The sequence below is a fragment of the Vibrio sp. ABH4_348 genome (assembly GCF_056159765.1).
On sequence record NZ_JBSWVW010000001.1, the window covers coordinates 707,360 to 731,646 of the forward strand.

At 45.6% G+C, this 24,287-nt stretch carries 21 protein-coding genes; 4 read left to right on the forward strand and 17 right to left on the reverse strand.

The annotated features are described in order from the left end of the window. Window positions 1-17 precede the first annotated feature (17 nt). Both ACXAFJ_RS03275 and lhgO read left to right on the forward strand, forming a co-directional pair. Window positions 18-2,156, forward strand: a complete 2,139-nt coding sequence (locus ACXAFJ_RS03275; RefSeq protein WP_475321389.1) for a TRAP transporter permease — start codon at window positions 18-20, stop codon at window positions 2,154-2,156. After that, entirely contained in the window at window positions 2,149-3,381 is a 1,233-nt protein-coding gene (lhgO, locus tag ACXAFJ_RS03280) for an L-2-hydroxyglutarate oxidase (protein ID WP_475321391.1), read from the forward strand. Before ACXAFJ_RS03275 ends, lhgO begins: the two co-directional genes overlap by 8 nt. 6 nt (window positions 3,382-3,387) lie before the next feature. On the opposite strand, the gene ACXAFJ_RS03285 is transcribed toward lhgO, so the two are convergent. The 15 genes from ACXAFJ_RS03285 to cobD form a co-directional block, all read right to left on the reverse strand. Then, window positions 3,388-4,167 carry a LytR/AlgR family response regulator transcription factor gene (locus ACXAFJ_RS03285; RefSeq protein ID WP_475321392.1) on the reverse strand — a complete coding sequence of 260 codons (780 nt, stop codon included), beginning with the start codon at window positions 4,165-4,167 and terminating at the stop codon, window positions 3,388-3,390. Continuing rightward, a complete protein-coding gene (locus ACXAFJ_RS03290; protein ID WP_475321393.1) occupies window positions 4,160-5,254 on the reverse strand; it encodes a sensor histidine kinase in 1,095 nt (364 codons plus the stop codon). Before ACXAFJ_RS03290 ends, ACXAFJ_RS03285 begins: the two co-directional genes overlap by 8 nt. After that, a complete protein-coding gene (locus ACXAFJ_RS03295) occupies window positions 5,254-6,591 on the reverse strand; it encodes a hypothetical protein (protein WP_475321394.1) in 1,338 nt (445 codons plus the stop codon). Before ACXAFJ_RS03295 ends, ACXAFJ_RS03290 begins: the two co-directional genes overlap by 1 nt. 31 nt (window positions 6,592-6,622) lie before the next feature. Beyond that, window positions 6,623-7,405, reverse strand: a complete 783-nt coding sequence (locus ACXAFJ_RS03300; protein ID WP_475321396.1) for an outer membrane lipoprotein-sorting protein — start codon at window positions 7,403-7,405, stop codon at window positions 6,623-6,625. After that, window positions 7,398-8,657, reverse strand: a complete 1,260-nt coding sequence (locus ACXAFJ_RS03305) for an ABC transporter permease (protein ID WP_475321397.1) — start codon at window positions 8,655-8,657, stop codon at window positions 7,398-7,400. The genes ACXAFJ_RS03300 and ACXAFJ_RS03305 overlap by 8 nt, the downstream gene beginning before the upstream one ends. Further along, on the reverse strand, window positions 8,645-9,328 hold the full coding sequence (locus ACXAFJ_RS03310; RefSeq protein WP_475321398.1) for an ABC transporter ATP-binding protein: 684 nt from the start codon (window positions 9,326-9,328) through the stop codon (window positions 8,645-8,647). Before ACXAFJ_RS03310 ends, ACXAFJ_RS03305 begins: the two co-directional genes overlap by 13 nt. A 33-nt stretch (window positions 9,329-9,361) precedes the next feature. Beyond that, entirely contained in the window at window positions 9,362-10,018 is a 657-nt protein-coding gene (locus ACXAFJ_RS03315) for a hypothetical protein (protein WP_475321400.1), read from the reverse strand. A 246-nt stretch (window positions 10,019-10,264) separates the two neighbouring features. Further along, window positions 10,265-10,918, reverse strand: coding sequence for a 3-oxoacid CoA-transferase subunit B (locus ACXAFJ_RS03320; protein ID WP_475321401.1), 654 nt, complete (start codon window positions 10,916-10,918; stop codon window positions 10,265-10,267). Continuing rightward, the gene (locus ACXAFJ_RS03325) at window positions 10,915-11,601 is read right to left on the reverse strand and encodes a CoA transferase subunit A (RefSeq protein ID WP_475321402.1); all 687 of its coding nucleotides are present in this window, start codon (window positions 11,599-11,601) and stop codon (window positions 10,915-10,917) included. The genes ACXAFJ_RS03320 and ACXAFJ_RS03325 overlap by 4 nt, the downstream gene beginning before the upstream one ends. A 46-nt stretch (window positions 11,602-11,647) precedes the next feature. After that, window positions 11,648-12,856 carry an acetyl-CoA C-acetyltransferase gene (locus tag ACXAFJ_RS03330; protein ID WP_475321404.1) on the reverse strand — a complete coding sequence of 403 codons (1,209 nt, stop codon included), beginning with the start codon at window positions 12,854-12,856 and terminating at the stop codon, window positions 11,648-11,650. A gap of 113 nt (window positions 12,857-12,969) precedes the next feature. Further along, window positions 12,970-13,866, reverse strand: coding sequence for a LysR family transcriptional regulator (locus ACXAFJ_RS03335; RefSeq protein ID WP_475321405.1), 897 nt, complete (start codon window positions 13,864-13,866; stop codon window positions 12,970-12,972). Between the two features lie 190 nt (window positions 13,867-14,056). Beyond that, window positions 14,057-15,439 carry a short-chain fatty acid transporter gene (locus tag ACXAFJ_RS03340; RefSeq protein ID WP_475321407.1) on the reverse strand — a complete coding sequence of 461 codons (1,383 nt, stop codon included), beginning with the start codon at window positions 15,437-15,439 and terminating at the stop codon, window positions 14,057-14,059. 170 nt (window positions 15,440-15,609) lie between these two features. Further along, the gene (locus tag ACXAFJ_RS03345) at window positions 15,610-16,047 is read right to left on the reverse strand and encodes a VOC family protein (protein ID WP_475321408.1); all 438 of its coding nucleotides are present in this window, start codon (window positions 16,045-16,047) and stop codon (window positions 15,610-15,612) included. Window positions 16,048-16,161: 114 nt separating this feature from the next. Then, on the reverse strand, window positions 16,162-17,097 hold the full coding sequence (locus tag ACXAFJ_RS03350) for a GHMP family kinase ATP-binding protein (protein WP_475321410.1): 936 nt from the start codon (window positions 17,095-17,097) through the stop codon (window positions 16,162-16,164). Beyond that, window positions 17,094-18,170: a threonine-phosphate decarboxylase CobD gene (cobD, locus tag ACXAFJ_RS03355; protein WP_475321412.1), complete on the reverse strand. Its 1,077-nt coding sequence runs from the start codon at window positions 18,168-18,170 to the stop codon at window positions 17,094-17,096. The genes ACXAFJ_RS03350 and cobD overlap by 4 nt, the downstream gene beginning before the upstream one ends. A gap of 107 nt (window positions 18,171-18,277) precedes the next feature. Between cobD and ACXAFJ_RS03360 the strand changes: the two genes are divergently transcribed. Next, window positions 18,278-19,651: a cobyrinate a,c-diamide synthase gene (locus ACXAFJ_RS03360; protein ID WP_475321413.1), complete on the forward strand. Its 1,374-nt coding sequence runs from the start codon at window positions 18,278-18,280 to the stop codon at window positions 19,649-19,651. Next, window positions 19,648-20,601: an adenosylcobinamide-phosphate synthase CbiB gene (gene cbiB, locus ACXAFJ_RS03365; protein WP_475321414.1), complete on the forward strand. Its 954-nt coding sequence runs from the start codon at window positions 19,648-19,650 to the stop codon at window positions 20,599-20,601. Before ACXAFJ_RS03360 ends, cbiB begins: the two co-directional genes overlap by 4 nt. Window positions 20,602-20,605: 4 nt before the next feature. Here the strand turns inward: cbiB and ACXAFJ_RS03370 are convergent, their stop codons facing one another. Further along, window positions 20,606-21,088, reverse strand: coding sequence for a pilus assembly FimT family protein (locus ACXAFJ_RS03370; RefSeq protein ID WP_475321416.1), 483 nt, complete (start codon window positions 21,086-21,088; stop codon window positions 20,606-20,608). 152 nt (window positions 21,089-21,240) lie between these two features. After that, window positions 21,241-24,285, reverse strand: coding sequence for an efflux RND transporter permease subunit (locus tag ACXAFJ_RS03375; protein WP_475321417.1), 3,045 nt, complete (start codon window positions 24,283-24,285; stop codon window positions 21,241-21,243). Between the last annotated feature and the right edge of the window lie 2 nt (window positions 24,286-24,287).

Here is a 24,287-nt window from a genome sequence, read left to right on the forward strand (position 1 = left end):
ACGTAATGGAGTAGTTCATGAGTGACTCTATACAACAAGAATTACAAAAATTTGAGTTGCCAACTCGCACGGATTTTCCTTGGCTTAATACCTTAATTACTGCGGTATGTGTCGTGCTTGCGGTTGCCCACATCTGGTTCAATACCCTATCTACGTGGAATGAGTTGTGGATTTCCGCCGTTCACTTCGCGGGCTTTTCCGTTATTTGTGCTCTCTGGTATCCACCCCATATTTCACTAAAAAACAGTAAGGCAGCGCTGTATATCGATATTGCGCTCGCGGCGGCGGCCATTGCTTGTTTAATTTATATCCCTCTTGCCGAAGATGCGCTTTACGAACGCGGCGTAAAGTTTGTCACTTCTGACTGGATTTTCGCGATCATGGCGATAGTGGTCGTGATTGAAATGATTCGCCGAACCATGGGATGGTTTATCCCGATTTTAATCATCATATGTTTGAGCTACGTAGTGCTGTGGGGGAAATGGGCGACCGGAATTTTCCACTTTCCCGGTTTGAGTATGGAAACGCTTCTGTATCGCAGCTTTTATTCATCTGAAGGTATGTTTGGTCCAATTGCACGCATCAGTTGGAGCTTCGTCTTTATGTTTATCCTTTTTGGGGCATTTTTGGTTCGTTCTGGTGTTGGGGATTACATCATCAATGTATCGCGCGCAGCGGCAGGAAAAATCATCGGCGGCCCGGGGTTTATTGCGGTTCTGGGCTCTGGCTTGATGGGGTCGGTATCGGGTTCAAGTGTCGCCAATACGGTTTCGACCGGTGTCATTAGTATTCCGCTGATGAAAAAAGCGGGCTTTCCACCTCGTTTTGCTGCGGGTGTTGAAGCGGCTTCTTCTACTGGTGGGCAGCTAATGCCACCGGTGATGGGGGCGGGCGCTTTTATTATGGCGTCTTACACGCAAATTCCTTATGTGGAAATCATCGCAGTATCGTTTGTTCCTGCCTTGGTTTATTTCTTGTCTGTGGCGTTTTTTGTCCGAATTGAAGCAAAGCGCAGTGGCGTGCAAAAAATCACTACTAGTGAAGTCTCTCTATTGAAAGTGGTCATATCTGGTTGGCACAACCTGATTCCTTTGGTGGTGTTGGTTAGCTTACTGATTAGTGGTTTTACACCGACTTATGCCGCTGGGCTTTCAATATTGTCGGTGATTGCGGCAAGCTGGCTATCCAAAGATTACAAAATGGGGCCAAAAGCCATTTTTGAAGCCATGACTCAAGGCGCTAAAAATATGGCGACAACCGCGGTATTGCTGGTAGGTATTGGCTTAGTAGTCAACGTGATCAGTACTACGGGTATCGGCAACACCTTCTCGCTTATGATTGACGGCTGGGCAAATGGTGACCTGCTGATCATGATTCTGCTGATTGCACTTGCCTCACTCATTTTGGGTATGGGACTACCGGTAACCGCTGCGTATATCGTGTTAGGTACTTTGTCGGCTCCGGCTTTATACAAGCTACTGGCTGAAAGCCAATTGGTCGACCTGTTAGTGAACGGCCAATTACCTGAGCAGGCTAAAGCAATCTTTATGTTGGCAGCACCTGAGCGCTTAGATTTACTGAATGCACCGATGAGCCTGCAAACTGCACAAGAGTTACTTGCCTTAGTGCCCGGTGATTTTATGGGGACGTTACTTGAGCAAAGTTTGGGCTTAGAAACCATCACTCTTGCTTTGCTGAGTGCGCATTTGATTATCTTTTGGCTTTCCCAAGATAGTAACGTTACACCACCGGTTTGTTTGACGGCATTTGCGGCGGCGACAATTGCCAAAACACCGCCGATGAGAACCGGTTTTATGGCATGGAAAATTGCCAAGGGCTTGTACTTAGTACCACTGTTAATTGCGTATTCTGGCTTGGTGAGTTGGAACGTGGTGGATGTGCTAATCGTTGGCGGCTTTGCCATTATTGGCACCTACGCACTGATTGCGGCCATTGAGGGCTATTTGGAAGGGCCACTGAATTGGGCATTAAGAGTCGTGATGGCGATCGTCGGTGTCGCCCTGGTATGGCAAGACATCGATATTTGGATTCGTCTAATTGCAACCGGTGTATTCTTTGCGGTCTTTGTGTATAGCTTAAAGCTATATCAAGTGAATCAAAGCAAAACATCGACGGTGGAGGCTACCGGTGGTTAAAAATAATAGTTTTGATTATGTAGTCATTGGCGGTGGTATCGTTGGGGTGTCCACTGCTTGGCAACTGCAACAGAAGTTTCCCGAGCAAAAAGTATTGCTGATAGACAAAGAATCTCAGTTAGCTAAACACCAAACCGGGCATAACAGCGGGGTGATTCACGCGGGAGTGTATTACGCTCCCGGCAGTTTAAAAGCCGATTTTTGTCGGCGTGGTGTGGATGCCACCATTGAGCTTTGTGAAAAACACGGCGTTCCCTATGAGAACTGCGGAAAGTTAATTGTGGCGACCAGCAAGTTGGAATACGACCGCATGTTATCGCTGTACGACAGATGCCACACCAATGGACTCGATGTTGAGTTACTCGACCAAGATGCTCTTAAGCTGCGCGAACCTAATATTGTTGGATTAGGAGCGATATACGTTTCGACTACCAGCATTGTCAATTATCAGCAAGTGACTGAAGTTGTGGTGAAAGAGTTCGCCATTTCAGGAGGGGAGCTTCGCTTAAACACCCAGCTCAAAACGATTGATGAAACTGGAGAGGGCGTCTCGCTCCATTGTGTCGATAGCAAAACTCAACGAGCTCTTGAATTTGAAGCTGACTATGTGGTGGCTTGCACAGGATTAATGGCAGATCGAGTGGCTGGATTATTTGGTATTGATGTGGACTTTCAAATCGTTCCTTACCGCGGCGAATACTATCGATTGAGCGCTAAGCACAATCAAGTGGTGAACCACTTGATCTATCCCGTTCCTGATCCTGAACTTCCGTTTCTTGGGGTACACCTTACTCGAATGATCGATGGTACGGTAACGGTTGGTCCGAATGCGGTGCAAGGTTTCAAACGCGAAGGTTATGGGCGTTGGAATGTGAATTTCCAAGATATCTGGGAAATGGTGACTTTCCCCGGTTTTTGGAAGGTCAGCGCCAAACATTGGCGGACCGGGCTAGTGGAGCTGAAAAACTCCAAATTCCGCTCGGGGTATTTGAAGTTGGTTAATAAGTACTGTCCTAGCATTGAGCTAGAGGATTTAGAACCATACCCAGCAGGAATTCGAGCTCAAGCGGTATTAAAAGACGGCACCTTAGTTCACGATTTCTTGTTCAAACAAACCGCTCGCAGTCTGCACGTTTGCAATGCTCCCTCACCAGCAGCAACCTCAGCCATTCCAATTGGTGAGTATATCTGCCAGCAAGTGGAGCAGGCGAGGAGCGTGAGTTAGAAGTACTTACCAAGGGCCATTAAACTGACTTTGCATGGCCCGACTGACCGGCAAGCTGTGCCCATGACTTTTCACCAACATCTTGCCCGTTAGCTCCTTTTTGACACCTTGAATGTGCTGCACATTCACGACTGTTGAGCGGTGAATTTGCCAGAACTTTTCGGGATCGAGTTGTGATAATAATTCCTTGATGGAAGTACGCAGCAAAAACTCTTCTAATCTACCGTTGTCCACTTTGTAGAGTGAGACGTATTTGTCTTCCGCCTTAAAGTAAGCAATATCAGCAACCGATATCAGTTGAATCTCTTCACCTTTCGGTGCCTTTATCCAGTTAAGAAATGAAGGCTTTTGCACGGGTGCGGTATCCAGTGCTGAGACAAGTTTTGCTAGCATGTCTGGGCTGACTTGAGGCTCAATATTTGAGGGCTTGAGCTTAGCGATACACTTATCTAACCTTTCCTCTGAAATGGGCTTAAGCAAGTAATCACAGGCTTGGTGCTCGAAAGCCTCAATGGCGTATTGATCATAGGCTGTGATAAACACAACTTTTGGCGCCTGCTCGCGTTTGCTGAGCTCTTTGGCGACTTGCATACCATTCATCACTGGCATTTGAATATCTAGGAATACGATATCTGGGTTGTGTTGCTCTATCGCCTCTAGCGCCTGTTTGCCATTTTCACACTGCGCCAAGATTTCTAGTTCAGGCCATGCATCTGCTAAGACCTTATCTAGGTGAAATCGCAATAAAGGTTCGTCGTCGACAAGAATTGCAGTACGTTTAGACATGAGATACTTCCTGATTCTCCATGTTAGTTTTTATGGCCTCTAAACTGCTTAATGGTAGTGTTATCTGGGCTTTGACCCCGCCAGAAACCAGTTCAACAATTTTTAATCCACCGTCATTATCAGTCAATTTGGCCAAGCGCTCTCTGATGTTGCTCAAGGCAATACCATTACCTTTGGTGCTGATACCAGAGTGTTCAGTTTCAGCGGATAATCCTACTCCATTATCCACCACACTTAAGTGCAGTTGGTCATTGTTGATTTCAGCGGTTACTTTTATCTGTCCCTGTTCCCCTTTCGGCTCAATGCCATGTTTCACCGCGTTTTCAACTAAGGGTTGCAATAACATAGGCGGAATAAGATGCTGCGCAATGTCTTGGTCATAGTCCAGCTGAAATTCAAGGCGATCACCCAATCGTATTTTCTGGATGGACAAAAAAGCATCTATTAGGCTTAATTCCTGCTCTATTGTAGCGACTTGCTGACGGCTGATATTAAGAGAACTGCGTAGCAATTGGGTCAGTTTGGCCAACATTTGCTGAGCACGTTTTGGGTCGTGTTCGATCAGTACATTGAGGTTAGCGAGCGTGTTGAACAAAAAGTGTGGTTCGATTTGGCTTTGTAGACGGTTTAACTGGCTGAGCACTAGAGCTTTTTCTTTTTCCGACTTCTCTCGGCGCTCGCGCTCTATTTTGGCCGTCATAATCAATTTTTGTTCGTGAGCATAGAAGTACAAAAACGCACCTGCGGTAAACATGATCCCAAGGCCCAATGTCGGGAGTATGCTCGGTCCCATGACCTCCTCAAAAATGGCATTGTTAATAAGAGCCGCGTTAATAATTCCGATCGAAACTCCTGAGATCATGCTGATAATGTTGATTTTGACTCGTCCCAACGAACGAGCAAAACGGTGAAGAATGTATTCTGTTGCCACTGAGCCATAGCCAAAACCAAGGCTTACCAATACATGTAAGTAAAAAGGTCCGCTCCAAATTAAAAACGTGACGGCACTGACGCCTAAACAGATAGCTGTTGTGTGGATAATTGTTCTTAAGGTTTGAAACTCAAGTTTTTCGGAACCACTAACCATTAAAACTTCCCTTTAAGATTGAGCACCCATTGCTGCTGATTGGTCAACTGATCGTAGATAGATTCATTTTTTCCACCTGAATAGCGGCCTGCTAGTTCTAGGTAAACGGCGCTCTCACCTGAATCAAATAGGGTGTACTCTAGCCATTGCGTCGCGATCACACCAGCATCGACTGGTGAAACCATTAGGTCTGTCCGAATTTCAGTATCATTTACCCAGTTCGGGCAAGAAAAATCTTTGCTTTGACACCAATGGCTTAGGTTAAGGTTCCAATGCACCATAACGTTGTGTTCGGTTCGATTTGGATTGAGGAAGCCCAACTGGTAGCTGGCTGCCAAGGGGGCAGTTTGAGGAGTTAGGCTTGCTTGTTTCGCAAATTCAATGGCTTGATTCCACTGCGATTTTGACCAAGCGCGAGAGTCATAACCGTATTCGACAATCCATTGATGGCCAGAGTACGAGGTATAATTGAAACCCAACATTGCGAATACGGCCTTGCGGTCTTCTTTTAGCTCGGGAGCAGCGAGTGTATTTGGCGCTTGGTAGTGCCAATATTTTGCTTGATAACGAGCGGAGGTATGCAGAGATAACACATCATTTACTTGATACAGAGCGCCAGCGGCTAAGATTGTCTCTCTTTGTTGGTCGTAATAGCTTGTCCACTGCCACTCGATTTGGTCTGAAAAAACGAAACGTCTAATACCAACGCCTTTTGCTTGTTCTTTTTCGACCAAGGCGTTGGAGTCTTGCACTTGCCAATCGGTGTCGGCGGCAATCAGAGTCCAGTCGCCAACGTCATCAAATACAGAGAATGATAACGCCCCCACACCCTCTTCAAGAGATACGCCTACTGGATTAGGTGAGCGAGAATCCAAAATATCTAAAGGGCGAAATCCGTATCCAAGACCCCAATCCACTCTGAGTTTTCCAATCGAGTAGTCGATGTCGTTGTCTGCTATTGTCATTGTGTCTTGCCAAACCCATTCTCTGGCTAACCATTGATGATGGTCATCGTCTTGAGTTTCCGAACTAGCAAGGTTTTGTCCGTAGTAGGTCAACAATGCTGAAAAGTTTCCGGCATTGATCGATGCATCTAAGTAGCCGTGCAAACGGGTCTGTGTGTCTTGGTTACCACTGTCAAAGACCGTGTTTGATGGGCGAACTTGTTCGCTAGTGAGTGCCCAATCCCAATCCGGTGCGATTCGATAAACTGACGCATTGGCAACCGTCGCTGATAGAGATATTGCTAAAAACAGCGTCAATTTTGCAGCTGTGAGGCTAGCTTTGGATGACAACCCTATACGTGATTTATCCTTGATTGAAACTCTTGAGAACATAACGACTCCTAAACAATGTTCGCCAAATTTATTAAAGTGACAGTTCGCTATTTCGAACCAAGAACGATGGGTTGTAATACTTGTCAGCAATGGATTTTTCGATACTTTCTACATACTCGATATGAGTTTCTTTCCATGGTTGTAGACTGTCTTTAAGTTTCATCGTGCCTACCACAGTCTTTCCATCTCGCTGGTCGGCGACAAATTCTGCCTGTTTAGCAAGTTTGCCTGAACGCAAATACATGTCTGCTTTGATTGGGAATTGGTCTTCGGTAGACAGCCACAGGGTAATGTTTTGGTAGCTTGCCCCTTTGGTTTTAGCTGTAAGTAACAACTTAGCCGTTTCAATGTTTTGCCCGTCGACTGTTACGTCTTGGTATTCTGACCAGGTAATAGCGTAATCTTGGCTCCAAGTTAGGCTTGAGATATCGCCGATAGAAGCATCTCCCATGAGCTTTTGCACGGGTGTAATGCGAATTGGACGGCGGCTTTTTGGCATCACCAACCAGTAGTTATCACCGAGCATTAGCATTTTTTGTCCCGCTTCAACTTTAGATTTGAATAAGACCAGAGACTCGCGATTGGTTCGAGTAAACACATGGTACAAACGGGTTTGGTCTAGCTCACCATTTTTAAAGCTGCTGACTTTTGAAACAACTCTCATGTCCTTTTCTTGAACTCGGTAACTGTCGGCGGTTTTTACCCATTCAACGGCGAGTTGGTCGTTATCAGCCCACGCGGTAGGGGCTGAGAGCCCCAAAGCAACAGTAAACAAAGTGCCAAGAAACGATTTTTTAGATAGATAATTAAACATGTGCCAAAGCCTCGGTAATAGGTTGATTAACGCCTTTGCGCGCAGCAAGCCAAGCACTGAATACGCAGATGGATAGAACAATAAAACTCGTGGTTAGCCAAAGCAGCGGTGAAAAGTACACGTACAATGGGTAGCCTTCTGTACCGCCTGGAGGTGGTGGCATTTGCACTTCGGCAAAGAACAGCACCAGGCTAGTGGTGACTGTCAATAATCCGGAAAGCAAACCGCCAATGATGCCAATCAGTGATGCTTCAAGTAAGAAACCGCGAACAATCTCATGGCTGTATGCGCCAATCGCAGACAAGGTGCCAATTTCTCGGGTACGTTCGGTAACCGACATGGTTAAAGTGCTAAAGATAGATACAAAAATCACCAGCCCAAGGACGATACCTAACATTCCAAAAATTCGGTCGTAGAGGTTTTTCACATTCTCAAAGTAGAATGCGCGCTCTTGCCATGGGGTGTAGTCCAAGTCTTGATCTTGTGAGTACTTGGCTAAGTTGTCGTTGAGCCATTGTTCAATTGCCGGTTGGCCTTTGTGATCGTTCAAGTAAATTGAAACTAAGCTTACTTTTTCTGACACTAAGAGATTTTTCGCTTCAGAAATGTGCACAAATAATTGGCGTTTATCGACCTCAGGGACACCAGTTTCGAAAATGCCGCGAACTCGGTAATCCAGAGCATTGAGTACGCCATCGGTCGTGGTGGACAAAATCGTTAACCAATCTCCAGTTCTAACATTAAGGTTTTGCGCTAAGCCTTTGCCGAGCATCACTTCCGGTGTAGTAGCGTCGTATCGAGGTGAATTGATATCGGAAAGCGAACGACCATCAACGATTTTCAAAAATGGACCTTTAACATCAAATTCTTGATGGGATACGCCGATTCCCATAAAAATGGTTGAAGTTTGGCCATTAGATAGGAGGCCTGTAAATTCAATTCTTGGAAGTGCTGCGCGTACTTCTGATTTGGCATTAAGTTTGTTGATGACTTGCTCTGGCCATTCAATACCGTTCGCGAGCGGTACTTCCTCTGATAGGTCAAAATATCCGGGTTTAGTGAGAGTGAAATGCCCAACATCCCTGGCAGATGATTCTTCAAGTGACTCGTAGGTATACAAACCAAAGCCACCTGCACTATTTACGGCGTAAAGTGCAATCGCCACTATTGCCACGGACATAATAGTACGTCGACGGTTTCTCAGAAGATTGAGATATGCCATCTTGAGGTTAGATAAGATTAGCTGGCCCATGCTAGTGTCTCCTGCTGTGTGTATCCGTCTTTCATCCAAATTGTGCGTTGGCAACTGTTGGCCATTACGGGGTCGTGGGTTGCGACGATGAATGATGTGCCCATCTCTTTGCCAAGTTTTTTCATTAACTCAATCACTTGCAGGGAAGTTTCACTATCCAAACTTGCGGTCGGCTCATCAGCAATGACGATTTTTGGCTTGTGTACCAAAGCCCGCGCTATGGCAACGCGCTGCTGCTGCCCACCGGATAGCCGATCAGGACGATGGTTTTCAAATCCTTTCAGCCCAACAGCGGCCAACATTTCGGTTGCCATCGAGATTCTTTGCTTGGTTGGGAGACCCTGTAACATCAGTGGATAGGCAACGTTTTCTAACGCTGTCATAACAGGGACTAGATTGAATTTCTGAAAGACAAAGCCAAACTCAAATCGACGTAACTTAGCCGCTTGATGTCGATCACCTGGGTAATTGACATCGTTCAATAGAATTTCACCGCTGTATTGGGTATCAAGCAAGCCAAGCATGTTGAGCAAGGTGCTTTTTCCTGAGCCAGACGGCCCACAAAGGGCAACCATTTCGCCTTGTTCAATCTCTCCGCTAGCTTGTTGAACGGCTTTCACGTTTTGCTCACCAATCGTGAAGGTGCGCTGTAAGTTTGAGAAACGCAACATGCTTACACTCCTTGAATCGTTTTGGGCTTATAACTATTTGGCTTCAGCAATTAACTGAGAGGCTGCTAGTGTCAGTGGGTGGTTTTGCTCTTGAGCTTGCATTATTTGCAGCCACTCATTGGCACGGGTGTCGTCTTCGGCGCGAATTGCAGCTTGGATACCGTAGAAGTAAACCCAAGAGCTTGCTTCAAATGATGAAACGGCTAATTGCTCGTTAGACATGATTTCAATAAACAAGTCGTAGCCGCGATCGAAGTGGTTGAACATGTCTGGAAGTGATGTGTAAGTGCTAGCTGCAATGGATTGGCTGAGTAAGTTTACCGGCAAGCCTTGGCGAACTTCTGTCTCATTTGGGTCAATGAGCGATAAGCCTTTAGCAATGGTCGCTAAGCCTTGCTCGGCGTGCTTCATTTTGTTCCACGGCATCCACGCTGCATCTGCTTTCAATGTCTCAGTACTACCAAGGTAAACCAGAGACAGAGCGTTAGCGCCGTGTTGATCGATGTGCAAAGTTAACGCATCAAAAACTGGCTCGACCATATCTGCGTTACCGGATGCTGCTTGATTGTATTGCTCGATCAAGGCTTCACTCGGTGGATTTGCCAATGCGCTAGAAGCCCATAGAGTGCTGGCTGCAATCAATGTTGCTAGAGTCGTTTTTCCGCTTTTGATTAGGTTTAGCGTTTTCATCAGTTCTTCCCTCAAATTTTTCTTCAATCTAGTCGCAAGTTCTTTACTTCTTAGCGACGTTGTGTGTTTCGATGAGGAAAGATTAACGGTATTTGTGCTTGCGAAAATGCCGATGCGATAAACGGTAAAATTCCGGTGTGAGTGGAAAATTGGTGGGATGAATGGTGAGAAATTGGCGCGAATTGCCAAATACCGGATTAGTTGAATTTAAATCCGGTATTTGATTTTGGGCGAATAACGTGGTGGTTAAAGCTGGTAGGGATTAAGTAGTTGAGCTTCGGTTGCACTTTGGATGGTTTCAAAGTCAAAGCCACTGGCGATTTCCTTAACAACAATGCCCTCGGGAACAATTTCAAACACACCCATTTCGGTCACGATGAAATTGACTTGTTTGACAGCGGTTAACGGCAGGGAACATTGCTTTAGAATTTTAGGCATGCCTTTGGCCGTATGCTCCATCGCTATGATGACTTTTTTTGCACCTACAACGAGATCCATCGCGCCGCCCATACCGGGAACCATCTTCCCGGGTATAATCCAGTTGGCAAGGTTTCCTTGCTCATCGACCTGTAAAGCGCCCAACACTGTCACATCAACATGACCACCGCGAATGATAGCGAAGGAATCGGCACTATTGAAATAACTCGCACCTGTCACTGCGGTAATAGGTTGTGCCCCAGCATTAATAAGGTCTGGATCTTGGTTGGATTCGTCCGCTAATCCGTCAATTCCCATTAAGCCATTCTCTGCGTGCAACCAGATCTCAAAATCCTTATCGACGTAATCGGCAACTAACGTCGGTAAACCGATGCCCAAATTAACCACGTCACCATCTTGCAACTCTTGTGCGACTCGTTTTGCGATTCTCTCCCGAATTTGTTGTTTTGTTAATTGTGTCATTGGCTTACCTCGGCAGAATAAACATGGTCAATATAAAGACCCGGAGTGTGGATAGACTCAGCCGATATCTGCCCAGCTTCGACAAATTGCTCTGCTTCGACGATGACGGTTTCGGCGGCAGTGGCCATCAATGAGTTAAAGTTCTGCGTAGTTTTGCTATAGAAAACATTACCTTTGGTATCGACAACGGATCCTCGGATCAAGGCTAAATCGGCTTTCAATGGAGTTTCGAGCAAAAATGGCTGACCGTTAACTTCAATTACTTGTTTGCCTTCAGCCACCAAAGTTCCAAGACCTGTCGGTGTAAGTACGCCTCCGAGGCCAGCACCAGCAGACCGAATTCGCTCGGCAAGCGTACCTTGTGGGACAAGCTCAACGTCGAGTGACCCTGAGTTCATCTGCTTGCCTGTTTCTGGGTTTAAACCGATGTGAGAGGCGTACAGCTTAGTTACTTGTTTGTTGGCTATCAGTTTACTGCTGCCGTTTCCCGGAGAGCCCGTGTCGGTGCTGATTAAGGTAATATCTTTAATGTTGTGCTTTACCAACGCATCAATAAGAGACTCAGGCGCACCGTTTGCCATAAAGCCACCAATCATAATGGTCATGCCATCATAAAAGTGATCGGCGAGCTGCTCTTGTGAAATCAGCTTTTTAGATTTAGGTAGTAGAGGTGATGACGACATGTGTTCCTCACGTGAAATTATCAAGTTTTTACAAGGTAAAAGCGGACTAAGTACAACGACGTAAGATCACTGCGGTTCCCATACCACCACCAATACACAATGAGGCCAGACCAAAATTCGAGTCGGTTCTGTGCAGCTGATGAACCAGGGTTGTGATAATCCGGTTACCCGAAGCACCAATCGGGTGACCTAAGGCGATCGCCCCTCCCGATAGGTTACTTGCCGACAACAGCCAACTTGAGGAAACTTCGTGTTTGTTGGCTAGCTCTTTAATCACACCCAGAGATTGCGCGGCAAACGCTTCATTGAGTTCAAATATGTCTATGTTAGTTAGCTTTTTATTGGCTCTTTTGAGTGCTTGTTCAATCGCTGGGACAGGGCCTAAGCCCATGTAATTAGGGTCTAGACCACCTTGGCCATAGCTGACTATTTCTGCGAGCGGCTTGAGTTGGTATTTTTTCACGGCTTCGGATGAGGCAAGCAAAATTGCAGAGCCGCCGTCATTGATGCCTGACGCATTGCCTGCTGTTACGGTTCCCTCTTTTTTGAAGGCGGGACGAAGCTTGGCAAGTTTTACCGAGGAAGAATCAAAACTAGGATGTTCGTCGGTATCAACGGTATGGTCGCCCTTTCGATTTGTATAGGTTACAGGGACAATTTCTTCAGAGAAATGGCCGTGTTCAATTGCGAATTGAGCTTTGGTTTGACTGGCTAATGCATAGTCATCTTGTTCTTGACGAGAAATAGCAAACCGTTCGGCAATGTTTTCTGCTGTGATACCCATTGGCTCGTTTGAAAACGCATCGGTTAGGCCATCACAAAGTACCGTATCTTGCAAAGCTTGGTGTCCGAGTTTGACGCCAAATCGGGCTTGGCTGTTCATCACCCAACCGGCATTACTCATGCTTTCCATGCCAGCCGCGACGACTAATTCGGCATCTCCTGCTTTGATATGGGCTGCCGCTTCCATCACCGACTTCATCCCACTACCACAAATCATGTTGAGAGTGTGTGCAGGCACCGTGTTGGGAATACCTGCTTCGATGGCAGCTTGTCGGCCAGTACCCATTCCGAGCCCGGCAGTTAGAACATGTCCAACAATGACTTCATCCAGCAGTTCAGGTTTTACTTTGGATTCTTCTAGTACTGCTTTGATTGCAGTCGCGCCTAAATCAACCGCACTGACATTGGCAAGGGAGCCATTAAATTTGCCAATTGGAGTTCGTTTGGCAGCAACAATAAACACAGATTCCATGTCGACGATCTCATACAACAATTTTAGATTTAGTCTAAATCAGCCGTACGAGGTGGTGTTACAAGCAATAAATCAAAGCGACTTTGCGAATTTGCAAAGTCGCCATTTAAAACTTAATCAAGACAATCTTGGGTGAGAAGAAATTCTTTAAATTTAATTGCGGCAGGGCTGGCTTTTTGCGCAGGGTGGTAATAGAGGTTGAGACTCCATGTACTGGTTTCGTACTCATCCAGAAGCGTTGTCAATCTGCCTTGTTTGATGTCCTCGCGAACTACAAATTCAGGAAGGTAAGCGACACCCGCTCCTGATAGCGCCAACTTAAGCAATAGATCACTGTCGTTGACCTCCAACGTTTTGGGGACCTTCATCAATAGGGTTTCTGACCCATTTTTAAACACCCAATCATTGCTTCCTGTGAGGGTGCTTGCAAATAAGCATTGGTGATCTTTTAGCGCCTGCGGATCTGCCGGGTTGCCATGTTTAGTTAAGTAATTGGGGGAAGCAACCACAACAAACGGACAGTGCATCAATTCACGTTTAACTAGGAGCAAATCTTTTTCGCGATAGCCTTGAAAGGAAGCATTGGCCGAAATCATTAGATCGGCTTCGTTTGCATAATCTAATGCCCAAGGATCAATACGTAGATGATAGGTCACATTGGGATTGTTATTCATGTAGTCGACTAACGCTGACATTAAAAAGTGGTTGGCGTAAACCGGAGTGGCAACGATGTTGATGTGTCCGCGTTCATGTTGCTGAAAATCAGCCAATTTACGTGTAACTCGCTCAGCATCGTCAACAACAGATGAAAATTCATCGAATAGAGTTTGTCCGGCAGGTGTTGCCGTTAACAATCGGTTTGAGCGTCTGCAAAGAGGCGTGTCAAAATGCTGCTCTAATTCTTGCAGCCATCGACTGCCAGCTGAAACAGACAAATTGAAATGGCGTGCGGCCGCAGAAATCGAGCCGGTGCGAATCACATAAACAAAAAATGCCATTTTATCGAACATAACCAATCCCTTTATTCAGCGTTGGGCTCAGTCTAATGGCGTGATTGAAAAACGGTATGGAGTTAGGTTAGATGTGTGACAACGGAAGAAAAAGGCTTGTCCCGCAAAGCTTCAACAATAGATTAATTCGTGAAGTGGGGGGAAGGGGAACTAACAAGTAGTTTCCCCGGGACAAGCTCATGGCAAGACGTTAAAAAATAAGTAAGCCAGTGCAGATGATGGCGCCAGATACGAGCATGGTAATAATGCAGAAGCCCATTATGTCTCTTGCATTTAAGCCAGCGATGCTGAGGGCAGGTAAAGCCCAAAATGGCTGAATCATATTCGTCCAAGCATCACCCCAAGCGATGGCCATCGCAGTTTTAGCTGGTGGTACACCAAGTGCTTCTCCAGCAGGCATCATAATAGGCGCTTGTACCACCCATTGACCGCCACCAGATGGTACGAAAAAGTTAACAATTCCAGCACTGATAAAGGTTAAGACGGGAAAGGTAACACTATTCGAAACATCAACAAACCAGCTAGACATCGCACCAGCAACTGAAATTCCCTCTGGCCCTTTTGCAACCATCATACCCATGATGCCTGCATAAAATGGGAACTGAAGTAAGATGCCCGCCGTGTTTTTGGTGCCGTTCGTTACTGCTTTCAAAAAGCTCTTCGGCGATTTATGCAGAAGAATAGCTGTGAATAGGAAGGTGAAGTTAACGATGTTTAGGTTGAGGGCAAAGCCTTTTTCGACAAAGTAACTGATGATGTAAGTAAAACCTAAAGCAGCAAGGATGATGTTTACCCAGCGGCTATTTTCTAGTTTTTCCGCAGGTGTTTTTGCTGATACCTCTTCTTCTTTTTGTTGTGTTTCCGCCAGTAGCTTTGGATCAATTGCCACGACATTGGCACCTGTTGGATGCATTGCTTTGTTCACAAATGGAATCACAACAAGCATCGCGCCAATAATGAACAAGTTCATAGTAGAGAAGATGGTTTGGTCAACGGGAATGGCGCTAGTTAACGCACCCGAAGTTACACTTTCAATGTTTGAACCACTGGCTATTGCTAGAGGAATCGAACCTGAAAGACCGGCATGCCAGAAAAGGAAACCTGTGTAAGCAGAGGCAATAAGAAGTCGATAATCAACACCTTTGACTCTTGCGGCAAGTTCTCGAGCAAAGATTGCACTTACGACTAGGCCAAAGCCCCAGTTGATCCAGCAGGTAACGGCACCCACTAAAGTCACAATGATGATGGCATGGCCAGGAGTCTTAGCTGCCATTGCAATGTAAGCGAGACCTCTTTGAAAAACTGGCGCGGTTGCCATTGCATGACCTGTGACGACGACTAATGCCATCTGCATAGCAAACTTGAGCAAATTCCAGAAGCTCCCCGCGAATGCATCAACCATTTGAACCGGACTTTGGTTGGTAACGGGCATCGCTATTAAGAACACGACGAAGGTCAGAATAGCGGCAAAAAGAAACGGGTCAGGTAAATAGCGCTGTACAACAGAAGTACATGCGTTAGATGCTCGAGAAAGTAGTCCTGAATTAGGGCTAATTAGAACCTGTTCAGACATAAATACTCCTAACGGGGATAATTGTTAGCAGTATGTTGCAACATTGAAAGGGAATTTAATGTGAACCTAGAATTGTTTTGTTTTGCAAAATCAGCAACGTAACTTGCAAAAAAACAAAAGACGCACTGTAAGTTATGCGTCTTGTTAAGAATAATCAGGTCGAGTTAAGCTTAGTGAGAGTAATCGTTTCGTTGAGAAAAATCGTTAGAAAAGTACTCGACAAATTCAAATTGCAGATTGTGCTTGTCCACATAGTAGGCACTTCTACGGGCTGGGTGCTCTCCGCCCCAATGATCCAACTCATAGCCTGCGAGAGACAAGGTTTCGACAAGTTGTCCTAGATTAGGGACAACAAATCCAAGGTGTTTAACACCGGTAAATACTGTTCGCCATTCAGGTAAAATATCAGAACTTCCTCCTTGAATAGTGATGTAGCTTTCTTCATCTCCGATGTGATACCAAGTAACCTTATCGCCGTTTGAGTTGGTCATGTCGCCTTGGCCACGCACTCGCCAAGAGGGAATGGCAGTGAGTAAAAAATCAATCGTGTGTTTCGCATTGACAACAGTGATGTTTGCGTGTTCTAGATAAACTTTTGCGTCAGTCATCACTTTCTCCTTGTAATTATTGGGTCAAAGAGACTGTAATTCCTTAACTTAAGTTAAGGTCAATGCAAGAGTTTTAAAATATTAGAAATTTTGACCGATGCCATTGAGTATTCGCTAGCTCTTTTTGACAACCCCGCCGCTGATTAGCTTCGCGGTATATTGCTTGGGGTAGAACTCGGAAAGCTCCTTAGATAAAACTTGGTTTACGATTTCTTTTTCATTTGTCTTTAATGAGTCAAAAATAAAACCGACAACTGAGCCACTGTGAGCGATGGTGATGCCAATATTGATACCTTGAGAGCTAAACTGCTTTTGTATCTCTTTCAATTGTCTCCAAGCTGGAGTCTTTACCCGGTCTTGGTTTAGTTCTGCATTTGCCGTAGAAGCCCGACATAAAAGATCAAAACGACTCTGCTCAAAAGCGTGGTCGAGCTGATTAAACACCATTTGATATTGTTGGTAAGTGTTTCTAGGGAGTAAGCTAGAAGTAAATCTATCTTGAGTTGAGACCTGCTTTTCGCCTTCCAGAATTAGAATTTTGGCATCAGGGAAGTAGGCGTTTGGATAACTTTTTAATACCTCGCCCGTTACTCTATCGAGTACCGCATAATGTGGATACGGCGTAGAATCGGTGGGTTCGACATGCCGGCACAAAGCAACGAGCTCAGAGTCAGTTAATGAATAGTCACTGATACCTGCCATGGCGCATATCAGGGCAGCAATATCGGCCGTGCTGCTCGCCATTCCTTTGCCAACTGAGAGCTCCGAATTTAAAGAGAATTCTAAGTCAGCGAGTTTTTGTTGGGATGCTAAAAACGTTCTGGCCGCGAGCTCAAATGCACGAGCGAGTTTAGGTTTGTCGCTAAAAGCTTCGCTAAGCGGTTCCCAGTCACGGATCTCTTGAAGCTCCTCTTCAAAGCATATCGCTCCTCGATAACGAACAGATACACGGCTGAACAAATTAATTGGGCAACTGACGATGACGGGTTTTTGATTCCAGAAGCCTTGATAAAGCTCACCACAAGACCCCGGGCAACTTACACTGATCATGACTCAAAAATATTGGTTAAGGCTTGAATGAGCTTGCGATTGTCATCCGCAGATTTTACTGCAACCCGGTAAAATGAGTGGTCTAATCCTGAATAGTTACCGCAAGAGCGAATCAAAATACTGTGCTTTAGCAGTTCGTTTTGCAGATCCAAACTCGGGACTAGCAACTTAAAAAATACGTAGTTTACCAAGCTTGGGTAAACGTCTAGCTGTGAGAATTGAGTCAGAGAGTCTTTCAGATATCGATTTTGCTCAACTAACCATTGATGGCTGGCGTTTTGATATTGGGTGTCTTGTAACAAAGCCCGTGGAGCCAATGCGGCAAAGGTATTGATGGTCCAAGGCTCTCTTGCTTGGTGCATGGCTTGCAATAACGGTACGTTGCTAGAGAGCAGATAACCCAATCTCAGCCCCGGTATGGCAAAGAACTTGGTCATTGAACGCAGGACAAAAACATTGTGAAGCTGAGCGAGTTGCGAAACCAGACTGGGTTGGTTGGGCAAAAAGTCCATAAATGACTCGTCAACAAACAGGGCTACTTGTTTCTCGCGACATCTTGTTATTAGTCGCTGCAGAAAATCTTGGTTTGGTAGCAATCCTGTTGGGTTGTTTGGCGTGCAAATAAACACACAATCAAGATCATCAGAAATGTGTTCTAGGTGGCTGAGTTGGGGGGTAAATTTCTCTGCCTCAGTTAATTGAACGGTGGTAATGTCGCAATTGGCTCGTTTCAATGCCTGACGGTACTCGCCAAACGTGGGTTCAAATATCAGAGCCTTTTGCGGTTTGAAGATTTGCGCCCATAGAAAAATAAGTTCGGTAGCGCCATTACCGGCAAGTACACAGCCGGAATCGATTTGATGATGATTTGCTAATTCTTGGTGCAGTTCGGTGTAATCAATATCTGGATAGTGGGCCAGTTGGTCTAGGTTTTCACTTATCAATGTTTTTAAAGAATCAGGCACACCTAGCGGGTTAATATTGGCGCTAAAATCGACGATCTGCTCAGGATCTAGTCCTACCTGTTGCGCCATTTGCAGCCGATTGCCACCGTGTGTTCCCGCTTTTGCCATGAATTGTTACTACCTGTTTGAAAAACTCACCAATCTTGCCTGCATCTTAAGTCGACTTGGGTATAATCCACAACACTTGCTCAGCAATAGATTAAGGCTCAATACACATGAAGGGATTTCTGATTTCCGGAACCGGAAGCGGCAGTGGCAAAACTACCATCACACTAGGCTTGCTTAAAGCACTTGCCAATCGCGGATTGAAAGTTCAGCCATTCAAAGTTGGGCCTGACTACATCGACACCGCTTGGCATGCAAAAGTCTCAGGTACGCCTTCTCATAACTTAGATGCCTTTATGTTGCCCGCGAACGTATTAAACGAAGTGTTTTCACGCCACGCCAACGCAGCGGACATTGCGGTTATCGAAGGGGCAATGGGCCTATTTGATGGTTACGGAACCGATCCTCATTATTGTAGCAGTGCAGGAATGTCACGAGACATCGGTTTTCCTGTCATTTTGGTAGTCGATGGTGGCGGGGCATCTACCTCTGTTGCCGCAACGGTTATGGGTTTTCAGCAATTTGATCCTGAATTGAACTTGGCCGGTGTTATTTTTAACAAGGTGACCACAGACACCCATTTTGCTCTCGTTAAGCACGCCGTAGAAAAATACTGTGGTATTCCGGTTTTGGGCAGATTACCAAGATTAAAAGGTATAGAGTTACCAGAACGACACTTGGGATTGCTGACCGCGGAGGAGTCGGAAAAATACGATCCACACTGGGATGTATTGGCGCAAACCGTCGAAAAATACATCGATTTAGATAGCCTACTAGCGCTGTGTGACATCCCTGAGCCAGAGTCCGACACATCGACCTTCTACGATTCGTTAGGTGATGCCGGTAAAGGCTTAGTAATGGCGGTCGCAAAAGATGCTGCGTTCAACTTCTATTACCAAGATAACCTTGAAATGCTTGAACGCAGCGGCCTCGAGTTACGTTACTTCAGCCCATTGAATGATGAGTCTCTACCCGAATGCGATCTAGTCTACATTGGTGGCGGTTATCCAGAAGAACATGCACCGACACTGAGCAACAATCAGTCAATGCTCGATTCTCTCAAACTTGCGCATCAGCAAGGCAAACCGATTTACGCCGAATGCGGTGGACTGATGTATCTTGGCCAATCTGTGGAAGACAGAGAGGGCAAGGCGTATCCCTTAGTCGGAGTGCTCGACGGTTACAGCACTATGGCGCAGCGTCTACAGCGCTTTGGCTATTGTGACGCAACGGCGAATGAAGACAATTTGATTGCAACCAAAGGTCAAGTGTTAAAAGGTCATGAGTTTCATTATTCGGAGTTTCACTCTGAACTAGAGCCAGCATTTTCCCTTAAGAAAGAGAAAGATGGCATCGTCGCCTCCGAATGGGCAGGTGGGTATCAAGTCGAGAACACTTTTGCCAGCTACCTACATTTGCATTTTGGTCAAGCGCCGCAAAGCCTAGTCCGACTCTTAAACAAAGCCCGAAGCAACAAACAATGAACCTCGTTGCGTTAGCTTTTATCGCTTTGGTATTGGATGCGCTAATTGGTGATCCACCAACTTGGCCACATCCTATCCGCTGGATTGGTAAACTGATTTCGACCACCGAGAAGCGGCTGCGACGTGTTGCTAAAACAGCGACTCACTTGTATCTGAGTGGTGCGATTTTATGGGCAGTTGTAGTTGGTACTACATTTGCGATTACGTGGTCATTGATTTGGCTTGCTTATAGCGTGGCCGACGAACTGGGTTACGTTGTTGAAACTTGGTTGGCGTTAACTGTATTGGCTGGCAAGTGCTTAAAAGATTGCGCTAAAGCGGTGTTAACCCCCCTTTCTAAAGGTGACATTCAAGAAGCGCGAACGCAGCTGTCCTATATTGTTGGCAGAGATACCACTCAACTTGAAAATGATGCCATTACTCGTGGAACTGTAGAGACGGTGGCCGAAAATACCGTTGATGGTGTCATCGCACCCTTGATGTTTTTGTTCATCGGCGGCGTCCCGCTAGCGATGGCTTACAAGGCGGTGAATACGCTAGATTCGATGGTCGGGTACAAAAATGATAAATACCGTGAGTTGGGATTTGTCTCTGCCAAACTTGATGATGTGGCGAACTGGATACCTGCGAGATTAACTTGGTTACTGATGAGTGCGGCTGCGGTCTTACTCAATTTAAATTGGCGCAATGCATTAGCCATAGGCTGGCGTGATCGACATAATCATAAAAGCCCAAATAGTGGTTGGTCTGAATCGACGGTAGCCGGCGCACTGGGTATTCGATTAGGTGGACCCAATATTTACTTCGGTGAAAAGGTTGATAAGCCTTGGATTGGAGATGAAGTTAAACCTGTTGATTGCACTCACATACTAGATGCCAACCGAATCTTAACCGTGTCATCGTGGTTAGCATTTGTCGTTTTTTCAATAGTCTATACGGTGGTGAGTTGAATCATTAACACCCTGAAGTGGTTTTATGGAACTCCAGTTTGTCATTGATATTGGATTGTTCGACTAATAAGCCGCAACCTTCTTGCTGTAAATCTTCTGAAAATGCAATCCATATTGAATTCAAAACTTCATTGCCGCGACGTGTCACGTTGCCGAGCTTACAAGCAAATTGTCTCTGCTGAATATTGATATAGCTTTCTGATTGTAAATCGATCAGCCTGCATAGATCTCGAACTTGCGGATAAAAATTGTCAGTAACACGATATTGCTTGCCTTCAAATTCAAAGGAATGATTTTTATGACTTACAATTGCCTGAGCTTGAAACAGGTTAATTACGGCCTTTAACTGTGATTCGATTTCCAGAATTGAAGCAGACTTAGAGCCTTGATTCAGGACAAGAAATCTGGGAATTGCAAAAAATACCAATAGAGCAATAAGAGTGACAACCGCAGTTTTTTCTACAATTGTTAGCTTCTCACCTAGCATAGTTTTTAACCTAGCTTTTTTATTCTTTTACTCCAAAGTGTAGTTAATAAAGTTGCTGATATGAGCGGCGGAAAATAAAAAAAGGAGGTAATTGGTTACCCAACTACCTCCCGCGTCAAAGGGACGCTTAGGATGGATCTTTGCCTAGAGGTTTATACCTCTGAGGTCTTAATTCTGAAGATGATGGCGTAAAGTGCTGGCAAAATAATTAACGTAAGTAAAGTTGCAAAGGCCAAACCAAAGGCAATAACCACTGCCATGGAAGCAAAGAACACGTCCCAGATTAGCGGTACTATGCCTAGCACTGTAGTAAGGGCGCCCATCATTACCGGCCTTACACGGCTAGCGGCGGAATCTATGACGGCGGTGTACCTTGGAACACCTTCCTCAATTTCTTTATCCATTTGATCTACGAGAACAATTGCATTTTTGATCAACAAGCCGGATAAAGAGAGCAGTCCCAAGATACCCATGAACTCCATTGGAGTACCGGTGACAACTAAGCCTAATGTCACTCCAATTACAGACATGGGGACGATTAGCCAAATCACAATTGCTTGACGAATTGCATTGAATAAGACAATGACTACTAACACCATCGCGAGAAGGCCGAGAGGTAAGGTTGTCGCTAGCTCTCCATTGGCTTCCGCACTATCGCCATGTTCACCATCCCAACGCAATTGATAGCCAGGTGGAAGTTCAATGGCTTCGATTTTGTCTTGAACCGCAAGCTGTAGTTGTGCAGGTGTCACACCTTGGATTGGATCCGCTTGCACTCGCAGTGTCCAAATACGATTTTCACGTTTTATCTGTCCGTTATGCCATTCCATTTCAACGCCGTGCATCAGCTCAGACATAGGCACGGTTCTTCCATGCAAAGAGCTAGGTACTTGAATTTGGGCCAAGGTAGACAGATCTTGCCTTTCTTCGGCTGGTGGACGGAATACTATCGGAACTTGCTGATCTCGGTCTTGTAAAATTCCGACAATTGAACCGCTATAGTTGGCGTTCAGCGCAGTGACAAAATCTTCACGCGATATACCAGCGCGTGCACCTCGTAATTCATCATACTGAGGAACGACAACAGGTACCGCTTCTCGCCAGTCCGTTTTGATGGCAGTAGCTTCAGGCGTATTAGCAAATATGGCTTGTGCTTCTTGCGCTAGATTACGAAGCACGTCTGGATTAGGGCCTTGGAAGGTTGCCTCTACACGAGGGCCTTGGCTTGGTCCCATTTTAAATCGCCACACTCGGGTTTGAGCCGCTGGGAAGTTTTCATCTACATGGTTTTGTATCTGGGTAACTAAACGCTCAATGGATTCCAAACTCTCAACATTAATGATGATTTGGCCATAGGCGCTATTTGGCAGTTCTGGGGCGTAAAGCAACATGTAACGCAGCGCACCACCACCGACCACTGATTGAGCATTGACCACCTCATCGTAAGATAAAACGTGTTCTTCAATTTTCTCAATATCCGCAAGAGTTCGAGAAATATCCGTACCTAGAGGTAGGTTGTAGTCAACGGCGATCTGCGGGGTAGTTGACGTCGGGAAGAAGCCTTGTTCCACAAACTTGAAACCCCAAAGTGATGCCATAAATAAACCAAATGCCGCCAAAACTGTAAGCCACCGCAGTCTTAGGGCCCAATCGAGAAAGGCTTTGTAAGCTCGCATTGCCCAGCCTTCTTTATTGGTGGTCTTATCTGAGGTTTTGGACTCTCTAAACATAAGAGTGGCCAGCATAGGCACAAAACCAATGGCAAATATCCAGCTGTACAAGAGCGAAATACAAATAACCCAGAAAAGGTGGTTGGTGTACTCGGCTGTATCACCGGGAGCAAACCCTATTGGTGCAAAGGCAATAATACCAACGATAGTTCCACCTAATAGTGCCCATTGCGTGCGTTTTACTACGGTTCTTGCTGAAGACAGCGCACCTTTACCAGATCGAACGCCGGTCAATACTCCTTCCGTTATTACAATGGCATTATCGACCAGCATACCCAACGCGATAATAAGCGCACCCAGCGACACCCTATGCATAGGAATGCCAACCAAATTAATCGTCGCCAAGGTTGCGGCAATAATAATGGTAAGAATAAAACCGATAATCAGCGCCGAGCGAAAACCCATGAATAGGACAAGAGTGATTAATACAATGGCCAATGCGATTAGAACGTTTAATGCAAAGCTTTCGACCGCTTCGTTAACCACGTCACCTTGATGATAGAACTCATTGACTTCAACACCTAATGGGCGCTCATCGATAGTGCTATTGAGTTTAGCGCGGATAGAATCACCCAATTCAGCGACGTTCGCCCCACTGATATTGGATACACCCAATGCTATGGCCGGCTGACCGTTAAATCGAACGTGGTCTTGTGCTGGGTCAAACGCTTTTCTAGTGATAGTCGCAATGTCGCCTAATCGAACCAGTTCATTACTTTGCGGCACAGAGATTTGCACATTGGCGACATCCTCAACCGAATCCAATGTGCCTGTTGGGTAAATATGTACTCGTTGGTCGCCTAGTAAGACTCTGCCTGCAGATGCAACGCTGTTCTGTTTGTTAAGATCGGAGAACACATCAGCAATTGATACACCAAATGCCGCAACGCGATCACGTGGCATTTCGATTTCTATCATTTCGATCTGCTCGCCAAGTAACTCGACCTTTGCGACGCCTTTAACGGTCAACAAATCTTTGCGCAGCGCTTTTGCGTAGTTCTCAAGTTCATAAATGGAATAATCATCACCCGTAATTAGGTAATACAGTCCAAAAACATCCCCATAGTCGTCATTAATCTCGGGTTCACTGGCACCACGTGGCAGGTTTGGTACCGCATTATCGATTTTGCCTCTTAACCGGGTCCATACCAGATTCAGCTCGTCACGAGTTTTGGAAAACTGGTGATTGATTTCAACGGTGATAATGGAATAGCCGTAGTAGGCGGTAGAGGTGATTTTCTTCACCTCTTGCATACCTTGGATTTCCGTTTCAATCACATCAACAACAGAGTCAGTGATTTCTTCCGGTGAGGCGCCAGGGTAGTGAGTCACAATTTGTGCCTGACGAATTAGGAATTCAGGGTCTTCCAAGCGAGGCATAGAAAAATAAGAGGAGCCACCCGCTACAAAGAAGATGAGAATGATGATCCAGCTCAGCAGCTTACGATCATTAAAAAAGCTAGCCATAA